The sequence below is a fragment of the Roseateles sp. P4_D2 genome, assembly GCF_056401875.1.
Genome location: NZ_JBFUIM010000001.1, coordinates 545,708 through 561,956 on the forward strand (window position 1 = coordinate 545,708; position 16,249 = coordinate 561,956).

At 68.0% G+C, this 16,249-nt stretch carries 13 protein-coding genes; 12 read left to right on the forward strand and 1 reads right to left on the reverse strand.

Annotation, left to right across the window (positions count from 1 at the left end; translation table 11 throughout):
- Positions 1 to 3: 3 nt before the first annotated feature.
- Positions 4 to 384: a GtrA family protein gene (locus AC1DW0_RS02550; protein ID WP_457355975.1), complete on the reverse strand. Its 381-nt coding sequence runs from the start codon at positions 382 to 384 to the stop codon at positions 4 to 6.
- A gap of 249 nt (positions 385 to 633) precedes the next feature.
- Between AC1DW0_RS02550 and AC1DW0_RS02555 the strand changes: the two genes are divergently transcribed.
- From AC1DW0_RS02555 to AC1DW0_RS02610, 12 genes are read left to right on the forward strand one after another with little or no spacing between them, the layout of a single operon-like run.
- Positions 634 to 2,553 (forward strand): XrtA/PEP-CTERM system amidotransferase, encoded by a 1,920-nt coding sequence (locus tag AC1DW0_RS02555; RefSeq protein ID WP_457445604.1) that lies wholly within the window; start codon positions 634 to 636, stop codon positions 2,551 to 2,553.
- Between the two features lie 26 nt (positions 2,554 to 2,579).
- Complete coding sequence (locus AC1DW0_RS02560; protein WP_477944805.1) at positions 2,580 to 3,896, forward strand: nucleotide sugar dehydrogenase; 1,317 nt, start codon at positions 2,580 to 2,582, stop codon at positions 3,894 to 3,896.
- The gene (locus AC1DW0_RS02565) at positions 3,893 to 5,098 is read left to right on the forward strand and encodes a glycosyltransferase family 4 protein (protein ID WP_477944807.1); all 1,206 of its coding nucleotides are present in this window, start codon (positions 3,893 to 3,895) and stop codon (positions 5,096 to 5,098) included. Before AC1DW0_RS02560 ends, AC1DW0_RS02565 begins: the two co-directional genes overlap by 4 nt.
- A 5-nt stretch (positions 5,099 to 5,103) precedes the next feature.
- Positions 5,104 to 6,300, forward strand: a complete 1,197-nt coding sequence (locus tag AC1DW0_RS02570) for a glycosyltransferase family 4 protein (protein ID WP_082532640.1) — start codon at positions 5,104 to 5,106, stop codon at positions 6,298 to 6,300.
- Positions 6,293 to 7,609: a putative O-glycosylation ligase, exosortase A system-associated gene (locus tag AC1DW0_RS02575; protein WP_056195828.1), complete on the forward strand. Its 1,317-nt coding sequence runs from the start codon at positions 6,293 to 6,295 to the stop codon at positions 7,607 to 7,609. The genes AC1DW0_RS02570 and AC1DW0_RS02575 overlap by 8 nt, the downstream gene beginning before the upstream one ends.
- A complete protein-coding gene (locus AC1DW0_RS02580) occupies positions 7,606 to 8,565 on the forward strand; it encodes a polysaccharide deacetylase family protein (RefSeq protein ID WP_477944809.1) in 960 nt (319 codons plus the stop codon). Before AC1DW0_RS02575 ends, AC1DW0_RS02580 begins: the two co-directional genes overlap by 4 nt.
- The gene (locus tag AC1DW0_RS02585; RefSeq protein WP_056195834.1) at positions 8,565 to 9,839 is read left to right on the forward strand and encodes a glycosyltransferase; all 1,275 of its coding nucleotides are present in this window, start codon (positions 8,565 to 8,567) and stop codon (positions 9,837 to 9,839) included. The genes AC1DW0_RS02580 and AC1DW0_RS02585 overlap by 1 nt, the downstream gene beginning before the upstream one ends.
- Positions 9,836 to 11,308: a lipopolysaccharide biosynthesis protein gene (locus AC1DW0_RS02590; RefSeq protein WP_056195836.1), complete on the forward strand. Its 1,473-nt coding sequence runs from the start codon at positions 9,836 to 9,838 to the stop codon at positions 11,306 to 11,308. The genes AC1DW0_RS02585 and AC1DW0_RS02590 overlap by 4 nt, the downstream gene beginning before the upstream one ends.
- Positions 11,309 to 11,345: 37 nt before the next feature.
- Entirely contained in the window at positions 11,346 to 12,416 is a 1,071-nt protein-coding gene (locus tag AC1DW0_RS02595; RefSeq protein ID WP_056195838.1) for a Gfo/Idh/MocA family protein, read from the forward strand.
- Between the two features lies 1 nt (position 12,417).
- Entirely contained in the window at positions 12,418 to 12,999 is a 582-nt protein-coding gene (locus AC1DW0_RS02600) for an acyltransferase (protein WP_457324022.1), read from the forward strand.
- Positions 12,999 to 14,096: a DegT/DnrJ/EryC1/StrS family aminotransferase gene (locus tag AC1DW0_RS02605; RefSeq protein WP_477944812.1), complete on the forward strand. Its 1,098-nt coding sequence runs from the start codon at positions 12,999 to 13,001 to the stop codon at positions 14,094 to 14,096. Before AC1DW0_RS02600 ends, AC1DW0_RS02605 begins: the two co-directional genes overlap by 1 nt.
- A gap of 10 nt (positions 14,097 to 14,106) precedes the next feature.
- Entirely contained in the window at positions 14,107 to 16,038 is a 1,932-nt protein-coding gene (locus AC1DW0_RS02610; protein ID WP_477944814.1) for an acyltransferase family protein, read from the forward strand.
- The last annotated feature ends 211 nt before the right edge of the window (positions 16,039 to 16,249 follow it).

Sequence of the window (16,249 nt, forward strand, 5' to 3'; positions counted from 1 at the left end):
CAGTCAAGGTTTGCGGAACACCCAGAGGCGGCTGAGCGTGAAATTGCTGGCCAGCACGCCGGCGGTGGCGATGAGCTGGCTCAAGACGGGGTGCAGGCCCAGCGACACGGCGATGCGCAGCAGGCCGGCATTCAGCGCGCAGCCCAGGGCCACCATGGCGATGAAGCGCAACTGCTGGGGGCGATTGCGCGCAGCGCTGCCCTGGGCGGCGAAGGTCAGGCGTGCATTGGCCCAGTAATTGAACGTCGCGCTGACCAGGAAACCCACGGTGGATGCCGGCACCAGCGGCAGCCAGCCCGCCAGCACGAGGCCGGCCGTCAGCACGTACTGCAGGCCCGTGGCGAGCACGCCGACGGACAGGAAGGAGAACAGCTGAGCGATCAAGATGGCCGGCGCTTTGGGAGCAGGGCGGTGGAGGGCGCCGAAGTATCGGCGTTGCCGGCAGGCCGCAGCCCCCGTTGCCCGCGGGTCAAGCATCCCCCGGACAGGGGGATAACCCGTGCCTGACATCACACCAGGGACAGCGAACGCCCGGCGCGGTCACCAAGCTCGGTAAGAATCCGCCTTTCCCCGTGCCTTGCCGTTTCGGCAGGCGCGGCTTTACCCAATGATTGGCTGAACCAGGTCCAACCCATGTGCGGCATCACCGGTCTGTTCGATACCCGCGGCCAGCGCCTCCCCGAGCGCGAGCGTCTGCACCGGATGAACGAGTCCCAGCATCACCGCGGGCCGGATGAAGGCGACCTGCACATCGAGCCCGGCGTGGGCTTCGGCCACCGGCGCCTGTCGGTCATCGACATCGCGACCGGCCAGCAGCCCATCTTCAACGACGACAAGACGGTGGCCCTGGTCTTCAACGGCGAGGTCTACAACTACCTGGAGTTGATGGACGAGCTGCGCGGCCACGGCTATGTGTTCCGCACCAAGAGCGACTCCGAAGCCATCGTGCGCGCCTGGGAGCACTGGGGCGAGGACTGCGTGCACCACCTGCGCGGCATGTTCGCCTTCATGATCCACGACCGAAAGCGCGACTGCCTGTTCATGGCCCGCGACCGCCTGGGCGTGAAGCCGCTGCACTACGCGATGACCGAGGACGGCTGGCTGCTGTTCGGCTCCGAGCTGAAGAGCCTGATGGCCCACGGCGGCCTGCGCCAGGAGATCGACCCGCGCGCCGTCGAGGCCTATTTCGCGCTGGGCTATGTGCCCGACCCCTGGACCATCTACCGCCACGCGCAGAAGCTCGCCCCCGGCCACCGCCTGCTCGTCAAGCGCGGCCAGCCCATCGGCACGCCGCAGCGCTATTGGGACGTCAAGTTCACGCTCGACGCCAAGATCGGTGAGGAAGAGGCCGCCGAGGAACTGCGCCGGCGCCTGTCCGAGTCGGTCAAGCTGCGCTTGAAGGCCGAGGTGCCGCTGGGCGCCTTCCTGTCCGGTGGCGTGGACTCCAGCGCCGTCGTCGCGGCCATGGCCCAGCTGGACGACCAACCCGTCAACACCTGCTCCATCGGCTTCGACGACCCCAAGTTCAACGAGACCGAGTTCGCCCAGCAGGTGGCGGACCGCTATCGCACCAACCACCGCGTCGAGGTCGTCAGCAGCGACGACTTCGGCCTCGTCGACCTGCTGGCCCACCTCTACGACGAGCCCTACGCTGACTCGTCGGCCATTCCCACTTACCGCGTCTGTGAGCTGGCGCGCAAGCACGTCACGGTGGCGCTGTCCGGCGACGGCGGCGACGAGAGCCTGGGCGGCTACCGTCGCTACAAGATGCACATGATGGAAGAGCGCATGCGCAGCGCCTTCCCGCTGGCCCTGCGCAAGGGCGTGTTCGGCCCGCTGGCCAAGCTCTACCCCAAGGCCGACTGGGCGCCGCGCGTCTTCCGCGCCAAGACCACCTTCCAGGCCATCGCCCGCAACTCGGTCGACGCCTACTTCAACACCATGGGCCTGGTGCGCGACCCGCTGCGCCAGGAGCTGTTCAGCGACGCCTTCAAGCGCGACCTGCAGGGCTGGCATGCCAGCGAGGTCTTCCACCATCACGCCCAGCGCGCCAACACCGACGACCCGCTGGCGCTGATCCAGTACCTGGACATCCACACCTATCTGCCGGGCGACATCAACACCAAGGTCGACCGCGCCAGCATGGCCCACAGCCTGGAGGTGCGCGAGCCCCTGATGGACCACCAACTGGTCGAATGGGTCGCCTCGCTGCCTTCTGACCTCAAGCTGCGCGGCCAGGAAGGCAAATACCTGTTCAAGAAGGCGCTGGAGCCCATGCTGCCGCATGACGTGCTGTACCGGCCCAAGATGGGCTTCGCAGTGCCGCTGGCGCGCTGGCTGCGCGGTCCGCTGCGCGAGCAGACTCGCCAGGCCCTGCAGCAGGGCGCGCTGGCCCAGACGGGCTGGTTCAACCCAACCGTCATCGGCCGCCTGCTGGACCAGCATGAGCGCGGCGTGATGGACCACGCCCAGCCGCTGTGGGTGCTGCTGATGTTCGATGCCTTCCTGCGCAATGCAGGCCTGGGCGCCGCAACCGCGCGCGCCGCGGCCTGAACGATTTCAAGAGATAAAGGGACGACATGAAGGTTTCGGTTTTCGGTCTCGGCTACGTCGGTGCGGTCTCCTGCGCCTGCCTGCCCGAACTCGGCCACGAAGTGGTGGGCGTGGACATCAACCCGCTCAAGGTCGAGCTGATCGCTTCCGGGCAGTCGCCGGTCGTCGAGGAAGGCATCGAGGAGCTGATTGGCGCCGCCGTGAAGGCCGGCAAGTTGACGGCCACGCGCGATGTGGCCGCCGCGGTGCGCGACACCGAGATCTCGCTGATTTCGGTGGCCACGCCCTCACTGCCTAACTACATGCCCGACCTGACCGCGCTGGACGCCGTCGTCGGCCAGATCGGCGCCGAGATCGCCAAGAAGGACGGCCAGCACACACTGGTGATCCGCAGCACGGTCGCCCCGGGCACCACGCGCGCCCGCATCGCGCCGCTGCTGGAGAAGGCCGCCGGCCGCAAGATCGGTGATCGGCTGTCGCTGGTCTTCAACCCCGAGTTTCTGCGCGAAGGCTCGTCGGTCTCCGACTTCCACAACCCGCCGCAGACCATCGTCGGCAGCCTGGATGACGCTGGCGTGGAGGTCATGAAGCGCCTGTATGCCGGCGTGCCGGGCAACTTCGTCGCGGCCGACGTGGGCGTGGCCGAGTCGGTCAAATACCTGTGCAACGTCTTCCACGCGCTGAAGATCGTCTTCGCCAACGAAGCCGGCGCCGTGCTGAAGGAAACCGGCCTGGACTCGCGCGACGTGCTCGAGCTCTTCTGCCGCGACACCCAGCTCAACATCTCCAAGGCTTATCTGCGCCCTGGCTTTGCCTTCGGCGGCTCCTGCCTGCCCAAGGAGGTCAAGGGCTTCCTGACCATCGCCCGCGAGCGCGGCGTGAACATCCCCGTGCTCGGCGCGCTGCTGGACAGCAATGACGCCCACATCGGCCGCGCCTATGAGCTGATCGCCGCCAACGGCCGCAAGCCCGTGGCCCTGTTCGGCCTGGCCTTCAAGCCCGGTACCGACGACCTGCGCGACTCGCCGCTGGTGGTGCTGGCCGAGAAGCTGCTGGGCAAGGGCTTCGATCTGACGATCTACGACAAGTTCGTCAAGATCGCGCGCCTGCTGGGCAAGAACAAGGAATACATCGACCGCGAGATTCCCCACCTCGACAAGCTGCTGCAGGAGACGCCCGACGCCGTGCTGGCGCGCGCCGAGATCATCGTCGTCGGCCATGCCGACGCCGAGACCCGCCAGCGCATCATCGCGCTGGGCAAGCGCGCGCGCGTTGTCGACCTGAACGGCTACGCCGACCTGCGCGACGCTGGATTCGCACAGTACGAGGGCATCTGCTGGTGAACCGACTTCGGGTCGCGTTCGTCTCGCCGGTCTTCCTGTTCCCGGCCGATGCCGGCGGCAAGATCCGCACGGGCAACATCCTGCGCGGCTTGAAGGAGAGCGACCGGTTCGATGTCACGCTGCTGTCGCCGGCCACGCCTGAGCAGCAGCGCGAATGGCAGGGCGAACTCGACCGTCTGTGCGAACGCTTCATCGGCTGGCAGCCGAGCGAGGCACGGCCCCGTTGGCAACGCGCACCCGACCTGCTGTCTTCGCTACCGATCAACGTGGTCAACGACCGCACGCCGGCCGCGGTGGCCGCGGTCGAGCAGGCGCTGGCAGCCGAGCACTTCGACGTGGTCGTCTTCGACTTCGTCCACGCCGCCGTGCTGCGTCCAGAGAAGCTGAAAGGCGCGACGGTCTGCTTCACGCACAACGTCGAGGCCGAGATCTTCGAGCGCCATGCCAAGACGGCGGCGAGAGCGCCGCTGCGCTGGCTGTGGGCCTCGCAGGCGGCCAAGATGCGCCGTTTCGAGCGCGAGGCGCTGGCCCGCTTCACGCGGGTGGTGGCTGTGTCCGAGCGCGACGCCAAGATGTTCGAGAAAAACGACGGGCTGAAGACGGCCCGCGCCATCCCCACCGGCGTGGACCTGGACTTCTTCTCCTGGCAGGCACCGGCTAACGGCAGCCCAACCGTCGTCTTCACCGGTTCGATGGACTGGGAAGCCAATGTCGACGGCATCCGTTTCTACATCGAAGAGGTGTGGCCGCGTGTGCGCGCCCAGGTACCGAACGCACAGCTGCGCGTCGTCGGCAAGAATCCGCCGGCGTCGTTGGTGCAGCGCAATGTCCCCGGCGTCAGCTTCACGGGTTTCGTCGACGACGTGCGCGACCATGCCCGCGACGCCCAGGCCTTCGTCATCCCGCTGCGTGTCGGCGGCGGCACCCGCATCAAGGCCTTCGAGGCCATGGCCATGGGCCTGCCGGTGGTGTCCACCAGCATCGGCATCGAGGGCCTGGACGTTGACGACGGCACCCACTTTCTGCGCGCCGACGGCGCCGAGGCGCTGGCCGAGGCGACGCTCAGGCTCATCCATGACGGCGCCCTGCGCCTGCAGCTGTCACAGGCGGCGCGTCGGTTGGTCGAGGCCCAATTCGGTCACCGCGTGGCCGCCGAAGTCTTCGGCCGCATCCTGATCGAAGCCGTGGAGGCCGTCGCGTGAGAAAGCTGAAGGTCCTCACCTTCTCGACGCTGTTCCCGAGCAGTGTTCGGCCCAGCCACGGCATCTTCGTGGAGACGCGGCTGCGCGAGCTGATGAAGAGCGGCGAGGTCGAATCTCGCGTCGTGGCCCCCGTGCCCTGGTTCCCGTCCACCAGCCCTCGCTGGGGCGACTACGCCAGGTTCGCCGCCACGCCGGCGCGTGAGCAGCGCAACGGCCTGGATGTGCTGCACCCGCGCTATCTGTTGCTGCCCAAAGTGGGCATGACGTTGGCGCCGCTGACGCTGGCTTTGGGCGCGCGTGGCGCGGTGCAGAAACTGATCGACGAGGGCTTCGATTTCGACCTCATCGACGCCCATTACTACTATCCCGACGGCGTTGCCGCCGCGCTGCTGTCCAAGTGGTTCAACAAGCCGCTGACCATCACCGCGCGCGGCACCGACCTGAACCTCATTCCCCAGTACGCCCTGCCCAAACGCATGATCGAGTGGGCGGCCGGGCGCGCATCAGGCTCCATCGGCGTCTGCGCCGCCTTGATGGACGTGCTGCGCGGCTGGGGCCATGACCCGGCGAAGCTGAATACCTTGCGCAATGGCGTAGACCTGGAGCGCTTCCGCCCCCTGCCGCAGGCCGACATGCGCGCGGAGCTCGGTGTGTCCGGCGAGCCGCTGCTGCTGTCCGTGGGGCACCTGATCGAACGCAAGGGCCATCACATCGCTATCGAGGCGCTGGCAGAGCTGGCGAAGCAACGGCCCGGAGCCCGCCTCGTCGTCATCGGCGAGGGCGAGGAGAGGGCGGCACTGACGGCGCTGGCAGCGCGTCTGGGCGTCGCCGACAAGGTGCGCCTGACGGGCTCGCTGCCCAACACCGAGCTGCTGAAGTGGTACAGCGCCGCCGACGTGCTGCTGCTGTGTTCCAGCCGCGAGGGCTGGGCCAATGTGCTGCTCGAGTCCATGGCCTGTGGCACGCCGGTTGCCGCCACCGATATCTGGGGCACGCCCGAGGTTGTTGCCGCACCCGAGGCGGGTGGGCTGGTGAGCGAACGCACGGGCAGCGCGTTCGCCGCGGCCATCGGGGCGTTGCTGGCCAAGGGTATAGACCGCGCGGCCACGCGCCGCTATGCCGAAAGCTTCAGCTGGCAGGCCACGACGGACGGTCAGATCGCTTTGTTCAAGTCCATCGCCGGAGTGGCCGCGCATGCGTGATCTGACATTGCTGGTGATCCTGGGCTGGATCTTCTTGCAGGCGTTCAGGCGGCCTTGGATTGGCATCCTCGGCTGGACTTGGCTGAGCATCATGAATCCCCACCAGCTGTCCTGGGCGCTGAAGACAATGCCCTTCGCCGCCGCCATCGGCGGAGCGACGCTGATCGGCCTCTTCATCACGAAGGACAGACGTGACTATTCGTTGAACCGCGAGAACGTCACGCTGATGGTCTTCATGCTGTGGATGTGCATCACCTTGCCGTTCTCGATGATCTTTGATCAGAGCTTCGAGTTGTGGAGCCGGGTCATGAAGATCGATCTGATGATCCTGGTCACCATGGTGTTGCTGCACAGCAAGCGCCACATGATGCTGCTGACCTGGGTGCTGGTCGCCTCTATCGGTTTCTTCGGTGTCAAGGGGGGCGCCTTCACGGTCCTGACCGGCGGCAGCTACAAAGTCTGGGGGCCCGAGAACACCTATATCGAGGGCAACAACGAGATCGCGCTGGCCATCGTCATCGTCATCCCGCTGATGCGCTTCCTGCAGATGCAGATGAAGGCCAAATGGGCCAAGACGACGATGACCATCTGCATGGTGCTGATGGCGATGGCGGCCCTGGGCAGCCATTCGCGCGGCGCTTTGCTGGCCATTGCCGCGATGGCGCTGGTGCTGTGGTGGCGCGGCAAGAACAAGATGGTGGGTGCGGTCACGATGGTCGTCGTCGCGGTGGCCCTGCTGTCGCTGATGCCGGCTGAATGGTGGGAACGCATGAACACCATCAAGACCTACCAGCAGGACGAGTCGGCCATGGGCCGCATCAATGCCTGGGGCATGGCCTGGAATCTGGCGAAGTCCAACTTCTTCGGTGGCGGCTTCATGATCTGGACGGGGGTCATCTTTGCCGTCTATGGCCCGGACCCCAACGACGTGCACGCGGCCCACAGCATCTATTTCATGGTGCTGGGCGAACAGGGCTTCGTCGGCCTGTTCATCTTCCTGGCGCTGTTCACCATGGGCTGGTTCACGGCCGGCACCTTGCGCACGAAGGCGCGCGGCAAGCCCGAGACGCAATGGCTGTCGGACCTCGGCGGCATGCTGCAGGTGAGCCTGGCCGGCTATGCCGTGGGCGGCGCCTTCCTGAGCCTGAGCTACTGGGACCTGCCGTACAACGTGCTGGTGCTGGCCGTCGTCGGCCGGCGCTGGCTGGAGCGCAAGGAGTGGCTGCGGGAGAAGGAGGAGCCGGTCATCTACTGGCCCGAGTTCCTGAAGAAGCGCTTCGAGAAGAAGAAAAGCATCCCCCTGCCATGAAGCCTTTGTTCAGCCTGCTGTCCCCGGCCGGCGCGCGTGCGCGCCTGACCGTGTTGATCTTCCACCGCGTGCTGCGCGAGCCCGACCCGCTGTTCCCCGACGAGGTCGACGCGGCCCGCTTCGATGAACTGCTGGGCTGGGCCAAGTCCTGGTTCAACGTGCTGCCGCTGGACACGGCGATCCGGCAGCTTCACGATGGCAGCCTGCCGGCACGGGCTGCCGCGCTGAGCTTCGACGACGGCTATGCCGACAACCATGACGTCGCCCTGCCGCTGCTGCAGAAGCACGGCCTGCCGTGCAGCTTCTTTGTCGCCACCGGCTTTCTGGATGGCGGCCGCATGTGGAACGACACGCTGATCGAATCGGTGCGGCTCAGCGCCAAGTCCATGCTGGACCTGCGCGGCCTGCAGGACGGTCGCGGCGAGGACCTGGGGCAACTGGCACTGGGCGATACCGCTGGCCGCCGCGCGATGCTGGGCAAGCTCATCGAACGCGTGAAATACCTGCCTCCCGAGCCGCGGCTGGCCTGCGTCAATGCCATCGCGGCGCGCGCCGAGGTCAACCCGCCGGACGACCTGATGATGAGCAGCGAGCAGGTGCGCAGCCTTCGTCGTGCCGGCATGCAGATCGGTGCTCACACGGTCAGCCATCCCATCCTGGCCACGCTCGACGCCAGCCAGGCCGCCGACGAGATCGGCCGCAGCCGCGATGTGCTGCAGCAGCTGCTGGGCGAGAAGGTCGGCCTGTTCGCCTATCCCAACGGCAAGCCGGGGACGGATTACCTGCCCGAGGTGCATCCCGCCCTCGTGCGCGAACTCGGCTTCGATGCGGCCGTGTCCACGCGCTGGGCCGCGGCGCGGCGCGGCGACGACGTGTTCCAGATCCCGCGCTTCACGCCCTGGGATCGCGACCGGCTGAAGTTCGGCCTGCGGCTGGCGCGCAACCTGCTCAGCTGATGCGCCGCGTCCTCTTCATCGCCTATCTGTTCCCGCCGATCACCAACTCCGGCACGCGGCGCAGCCTCGCTTTCGCCAACCATCTGCCCGATCTGGGCTGGGAGCCGCTGGTGCTGAGCCTGGAGCCCGACCCGCGCTCCCACGTCGACTCGGAGCTGCTGAGTGAGGTCAGGCCTGGCACGCGGGTCGAGCGCGTGCCGCTGCAGAGCCGCGTGCTGGCCCGCCGCTGGGCCGGCTGGCTGCCCGGGCGCCTGCGTGAGCGCGCCGTCGCGGCGCTGGCCTGGCGGCTGCGTGCGCGGTCCGAAGTGCCCGACCAGGCCGCGGGCTGGCTCAAGCCCGCCGTCGAGCGGGCCCTGTCCCTGCGCGACAGCGTGGGTTTTGACGCCATCTACGCCAGCGGCTGGCCCTGGACCGGTTTCCTCATCGCCCGCGAGGTGTCGCGCCGCACCGGCAAACCCTATGTGCTCGACTATCGCGACCAGTGGACGCCCAGCGGCGACATGGCCTGGGAGCAGGTGTCGGCCGAGCAGGCTCGCGAGAACCCGGCGCTGGAGCGGCTGGCGGCGCGCGACGCGGCGGCCGTCGTCACCGTGACCCACGCACTGGTGGACAGCATCGGCCGCGACTGCGGCCGCGGCGACCTGCACCTGATCACCAACGGCTTCGAGCCGGCCGACTTCGCTGGCGAGGCCTCGCCCGTCGCTGATGGCCTGCTGCGCATCGCCTACACCGGCGTCTGGCGCCCTGGCTACGGTTTGCAGGACCTGTATGCGGCCATCGCCTTGCTTCAGGCCCAAGGCTGCCCGGAGCTTTCGCGGCTGCGCGTGCAGGCCGCTGGCTTCAAACCAGGCCCGGCGGCTGAGGCTGGAGTCACCGCATGGGTGACGGAGCTGGGCCCCGTGCCGCACGGCCAGGCCGTCACGCTGATGAAGCAGGCCGACCTGCTCTATCTGCCGGTGCCGACGGGCTACTACGCCACCGCGTCGCTGCCGGGCAAGCTGTTCGAATACCTGGGCTGCGGCCGCCCCATCCTGGCCGTCGTGCCCGAGGCCAGCGAGGTGGCTCAGGTGCTCAACGGCACCGGCGGCGGCGTGCGCGTCGAGCCGGGTGACGTGGCGGGTCTGGCCCAGACGCTGCAGCGCTGGCTGCGTGGCGAGGCCAGCGTGGACACGCCGCGCGATATCGAGCGCTACAGCCGCGCGGCGACAGCACGGCGTCTGGCCGGTGTGCTGGACGCGGCCGCCGACGGCCGGCGCCTGGAGCCACTGAGATGAGCGGCGTACGCAGTGCGCTGCTGTTCTCCTTCGCGGAGCGGTATGCGCTGATCGTCATCAACCTGGCGAGCAACCTGATCATTGCCCGGCTGCTGACGCCGGACCAGATTGGCGTCTACTCGGTGACGCTGGCTGTCATGAGCATCGCCCAGGTGCTGCGCGACTTCGGCGTCGCCAGCTACCTGATCCAGGAGAAGGACCTCACCGACGATCACATCCGCACGGCGCTGGGTGTCACGCTGATCATCGGCATCGGTCTGGGCTTCATCGTCTTTGCCGTGGCACCCTGGGTGGCCGACTTCTATCGCGAGCCGCGCATGCGCGACCTGCTGTGGCTGGCCTCCATGAACTTTCTGCTGCTGCCGTTCTCGACGATCTCGCTGGCGCTGCTGCGCCGCCGCCTCGCCTTCAAGGCCCTGGCCGTCGCGAACCTGGTGGCGACGCTGGCCGGTGCCATCACCAGCGTCAGCCTGTCCTGGGCCGGCTGGGGGCCCATCGGCCTCGTGGCCGGCACGCTGGTCGTCAGTGCGACCACGGGCTTCGCCGCCTGGTGGGCCCAGGGCGAGCGGCGGTTGCTGCGGCCGGGGCTGTCGCAATGGCGCAGCCTGTTCAAGTTCGGCGCCCAGAGCTCGGTCGTGGGCGTCGTCACGTCGGTGTCCATGGACATCAACGACCTGGCCGTGGGCAAGCTGATGGGCTTCACGCCCGTCGCGCTGCTGAGCCGCGCCCAGGGCCTGATGAACCTCTTCCATCGCGACCTGATGGGCGCCGTGCGCAACGTGGCCTATCCCGCTTTCGCAAAGGCCGTGCGCGAGCAGCAGGCCATGGAGCCGCTCTACATCGCCAGCGTCACCTATGTCTGCGTGGTGGCCTGGCCCTTCTACGGCTTCGTCGCCCTCTACGGGCTGGAGACCTTGCGGCTGCTGTTCGGCCCGCAGTGGGACGCGGCGGCGCCGCTGGTGCCCATCTTCTGCCTGGCCGGCGCGCTGGCCGCGGCGATCAGCCTGATCGGCAACCTGATGGTGGCCATGGGCCGCATGGACCTGCTGACGCGCATGGAGGTGGTCTTCCAGCCGGCGCGAGCGGCGCTCATCGTCGCGGCGGCGGCGTATTGGCGCGAGCCCTGGGCCTGCGCGGCCGGGCTGGCGCTGGCCATGCTGCTGCAGCTGCCGCTGGTCTATGTCGTGAAGGGCAAGTTCCTGCCCAACGACTGGCGCGTGCTGCGTGGCCAGCTCGTGCGCAGCATGGCCGTGGCGCTGATCGCGCTGGCGCCGCCCGCGCTGCTGCTGGTGCTTCACCCGCGCGAGCCTGGCCAGACCATGCCTATCCTCTGGTTCGTGCTGGCCATCCTCAGCTGCTGCGTTTCGTGGCTGCTGGCGCTGGGCTGGTGCCGCCACCCGCTGGCCGCCGATCCGGCCTTTGCAAGACTGACGCGGTTCTGGCGGCGAGCTGCCGACAATGCCGCCTAGACCGACAAGACAGACCGAACCCTCACAGGTGAACCCTATGCAACAGTCCCGCCCTCCCGTCATCGGCCGCCTGGTCCGTTTCGCGCTGATCGGCTGCGGCCGCATCGCCCAGAACCATATGGAGGCGATCAAGAAGCACGCCGAGCGCGCCGAGCTCGTGGCGGTGTGCGACACCGACCCCGCGGCCTTGGCGGCCGCCGTCGCCAAGACGGGGGGCCGCGGCTTTGCGTCGTTGACCGAGCTGCTGGCTGCCAAGGCCGAACTCGGCATCGACTGCGTCGTGCTGACCACGCCCAGCGGCCTGCATCCCCGCCAGGCCATCGAGGTGGCCCGCGCCGGCATCGACGTGATGACCGAGAAGCCCATGGCCACGCGCTGGCAGGACGGCCTGGCCATGGTCAAGGCCTGCGACGACGCCGGCGTGCGCCTCTTCGTCGTTAAACAGAACCGCCGCAACCCCACGCTGCAACTGCTCAAGCGCGCGATGAGCGAGGGCCGCTTCGGGCGGCTCTACAACGTCGCCGTCAACGTCTTCTGGACCCGCCCCCAGGCCTATTACGACAGCGCCGAGTGGCGCGGCACGTGGGAGTTCGACGGCGGCGCGTTCATGAACCAGGCCAGCCATTACATCGACCTGCTCGACTGGGTCTGCGGCCCCGTGGAGAGTGTCATGGCCTACACCGGCACGCTGGCCCGCAACATCGAGGTCGAGGACAGCGGCGCGGCGGCGCTGAAGTGGCGCAGCGGCGCCATGGGCACTGTCAACGTCAGCATGCTGACCTATCCCAAGAACCTCGAAGGCTCCATCACCCTGCTGGGCGAGAAGGGCTCGGTGCGCGTCGGCGGCCTGGCGGTCAACGAGATCCAGCATTGGGAATTCGATGCCCCCCATGAGATGGACGCGCTGATCAAGGACGCGAGCTACCAGACCACCTCGGTCTACGGCTTCGGCCACCCGCTCTACTACGACAACGTCATCCAGACGCTGCGCGGCGAGGCCCACCCCGAGACCGACGGTCGCGAAGGCCTGAAGTCGCTGGAGCTGCTGATCGCGCTGTACATGAGCTCCCGCGACGGCAAGCGCATCAACCTGCCGCTGGCCTACTGAAATGGCCACCACCATCCACCCAAGCGCCATCGTCGACGAAGGCGCCCAGCTGGGCGCCGATTGCCGCGTCTGGCACTTCGTGCACATCAGCGCCGGCGCCCGCATCGGCAGCAAGTGCTCCTTCGGCCAGAACGTCTATGTCGGCAACGACGTGGCCATCGGCGACAACGTCAAGATCCAGAACAACGTCTCCGTCTACGACGCCGTGACGCTGGAGGACGACGTCTTCTGCGGCCCCAGCATGGTGTTCACCAACGTCTACAACCCGCGCTCGGCAGTCACGCGCAAGGACGAATACCGCCGCACCCTCGTGAAGCAGGGTGCGACGCTGGGCGCCAACAGCACGATCGTCTGCGGCACCACCATCGGCCGCTTCGCCTTCATCGGCGCCGGCGCCGTCATCAACCGTGACGTGCCCGATTTCGCGTTGATGGTGGGCGTGCCCGCCAAGCAGATCGGCTGGATGAGCCGCTTCGGCGAGCGCCTGGAATTGCCCGTCGCGAGCGAACAGCCCGTCGACGCCACCTGCCCCCACACCGGCGACCGCTACCGTCTGAGCGGCAACCGCCTGGAGATCATCTGATGGACTTCATCGACCTCAAGAGCCAGTACGCGGCCCTGCGCGACAACATCAACGCCCGCATCCAGAAGGTGCTGGACCACGGCCAGTACATCCTGGGCCCCGAGGTCAAGGAGATGGAGCAGGCCCTCGTCACCTACACCGGCGCCAAGCACTGCATTAGCGTCGCCAGCGGCACCGAGGCGCTGCTGATCTGCCTGATGGCCCTGGACCTGCAGCCCGGCGATGAAGTCATCACCAGCCCCTTCACCTTCGCGGCCACGGCCGAGATGATCGTGCTGGCCGGCGGCGTGCCGGTCTTCGTCGACATCGAGCCCGGTACGGCCAATATCGACGCCAAGCTCATCGAAGCCGCGATCACGTCGAAGACCAAGGCCATCATGCCGGTCAGCCTGTACGGCCAGGTGGCCGACATGGACGAGATCAACGCCATTGCCGGCAAGCATGGCCTGGCCGTCATCGAGGACGCCGCGCAGAGTTTCGGCGCGTCGTACAACGGCAAGAAGAGCTGCAACACCTCCACCTTCGGCTGCACCAGCTTCTTCCCGAGCAAGCCGCTGGGCTGCTATGGCGACGGTGGTGCCATCTTCACCAACGACGACGCGCTGGCCCAGGCCTGCCGCGAGATCCGCATCCATGGCCAGAGCCAGCGCTATCTGCACACCCGCGTCGGCGTGGGTGGCCGCATGGACACGCTGCAATGCGCGGTCGTGCTGGGCAAGCTGGATCGCTTCGAGTGGGAGGTCCGCCGCCGGCTCGAGCTCGGCGAGGCTTACCGCGCCAAGCTGCAGGCGGCCATCCCGAGCCTGCAGCTGCTGGAAGTCCGGCCCGACCGCGACTGCGTCTGGGCGCAATACACCGTCTTCGTGGACGACCGCGAGGCCGTGCAGGCCAAGCTCAAGGCCGCCGGCGTGCCGACCGCCGTGCATTACCCGCGCCCGCTGCATCACCAGCCGGCCTATGCCAAATACGGCCAGCCGGACGCCTGCCCGCACAGCATCGCCGCGGCGGCTCGCGTCATGAGCCTGCCCATGAGCGCCGACCTCACCGAGGAGCAGCAAGACCAGGTCGTCGGGGCTTTGGCCGCGGCACTGGCCTGACCATTCGCGGATGAAATTCCGGCCCGACATCGAGGGACTTCGGGCCCTGGCCATCGTGCCCGTCGTGGTCTTCCACGCCTGGCCCGCGGCCATGCCCGGCGGCTTTGTCGGGGTGGACATCTTCTTCGTGATCTCGGGCTATCTGATCACGACGCTGCTGCTGCAGCGCCTGGCCGCTGGCAGCTACAGCATCGCCTCCTTCTATGCGGCGCGCATCCGGCGCATCTTCCCGGCGCTGTTCGCGATGCTGGCCTTGGTCGCGCCGGCCTGCCTGCTGCTGCTGGAGCCGCAGGCGCTGCGCGAGTTTGCGCGACTGCTGGGGGCCACGGGGCTGTTCGTCTCCAACATCGAGCTGTACCGGACGACCGGGTATTTCGAAGGAGCCGCCGAGCTCAAGCCCCTGCTGCACACCTGGTCGCTGGCCGTCGAGGAGCAGTACTACATCGTCTTTCCGCCGCTGCTGGCCCTGTTGTGGCGCTTCGCGCGCCGGCATATCGGCATCATGCTGCTGGGCGTGGGCCTCGTGTCGCTGGCCTGGTGCCTGCGGTTGATGCCTTATGACGCCGAGCTGGCCTTCTACGCGGCACCAGCGCGCACCTTCGAGCTGATGATCGGCTCGGGCCTGGCCTGGTGGTCCAGCCGCAGTGATTCACCGCCCGCGCGCCCGGCCTGGGTGGACTCGGGGCTGGGCTGGACGGCGCTCGCGGCCCTCGTCGCCTCGCTGTTGCTGATGCGGGCCGATCACGCTTTCCCGGGGCCGATGGCGCTGTGGCCCTGCCTCGCGACGGCGGCGTTGATCTGGGTCGGTGCCACGCAACGGGCGGTCGCGACGCGCTGGCTGTCGGCCGCGCCGCTGCGCTGGATCGGCGCGCATTCGTTTTCGCTCTACCTCTGGCACTGGCCGGTGCTGGTGCTGACGCGGCATCTGGTGCTGGACCAGCCCTCGCCGGTGCAGGCCGCGCTGGCCGTGGCCTTGTCCGTCGCGCTGGCCTGGGCCTCGCTGCGCTGGGTGGAGGCACCGGTGCGGCGCTCCAAGGTGGCGCAGCCGGTCATGCTCGTGGCGGGGGCGTCCACCATCGTGGCCAGCCTGGGCGCGGCCTGGGCGCTGACGGCCGTGTCCGACCAGCGTGCCGCCCAGCCGGGCCGCGATGCGGTGCTGCGTGCCGGCGCGAGCGACTTCAGCCTCGACCGCAAGCGCTGCCACTCCAGCGGCAACCGCTGGCTGAACTATGGCGCGCGCTGCCTGTTCGGGCCGGGCTCGGCCACGAAGACGCTTGCGGTCTGGGGTGACAGCCATGGCGTCGAGATCGCCCGTGCGTTGGGCGACCAGGCGACGGACCGGCGTGTGGCTCAGCTGACGGGCTCGACCTGCCCGCCGGCGTTGGGCTTCGAGCCCCCCGGCCGGCCACGCTGTGCGGCCGTCAACAGCGCGCTGCTGGAAAGGCTGGTGGCTGACACCAGCGTCGACAGCGTGCTGCTGGTGGCGCGCTACGAGTTCTATCTGGACGGCCCCGGCGCGACGGCCTTCGAGGCGGGCCTGGTGCAAAGCATCCAGCGCCTGCACGCTGCCGGCAAGCAGGTGTTGCTGCTGGACCCGGTGCCCACCTACCACTACCCGGTGCCGGCGGCTCTCGCCATGCGCTGGCGACGCGGAGACGAGCTGGCCGCGCAGGGCCAGATGGCGGCCGACTACCGCATCCGGCAGGCCGCGTCGCTGGCCCTGGTGCAGCGGCTGACCGCTGATGGGCAAGCCGAACGCGTCGGGCTGGACCAGCTGCTGTGCGGCGGCCCGCGTTGTAAGGTGTTGGAGGGGGATGCCAGCCTGTACTTCGACGACAACCACCTCAGCATGACTGGCGCCGCAATAGTCGCCCCCGCCGTGCTGCGGTTGCTGGAGGTCAAGACGACCGCAACTGCGGCTGGGCCTGGTCTTCTCCGATGACGGTGTGCAGGCCAAGGTCAGGCGGCGAGTGTGCCGACGGCGATGCGCAACACGTGCCTGCTGCACCCCCGAGCCGAGGGTTTGGGTTGCGGAATGTCGACGCCAGTGTCCATGTGTGATGTAAAAGTGGTCATTTGATGACGAGGCGAGTCCGCTATGCGCGCTCGCAAGGGAAGAGGGCTCCGTGAACCTCCGCTTCACGTTGAGGTAT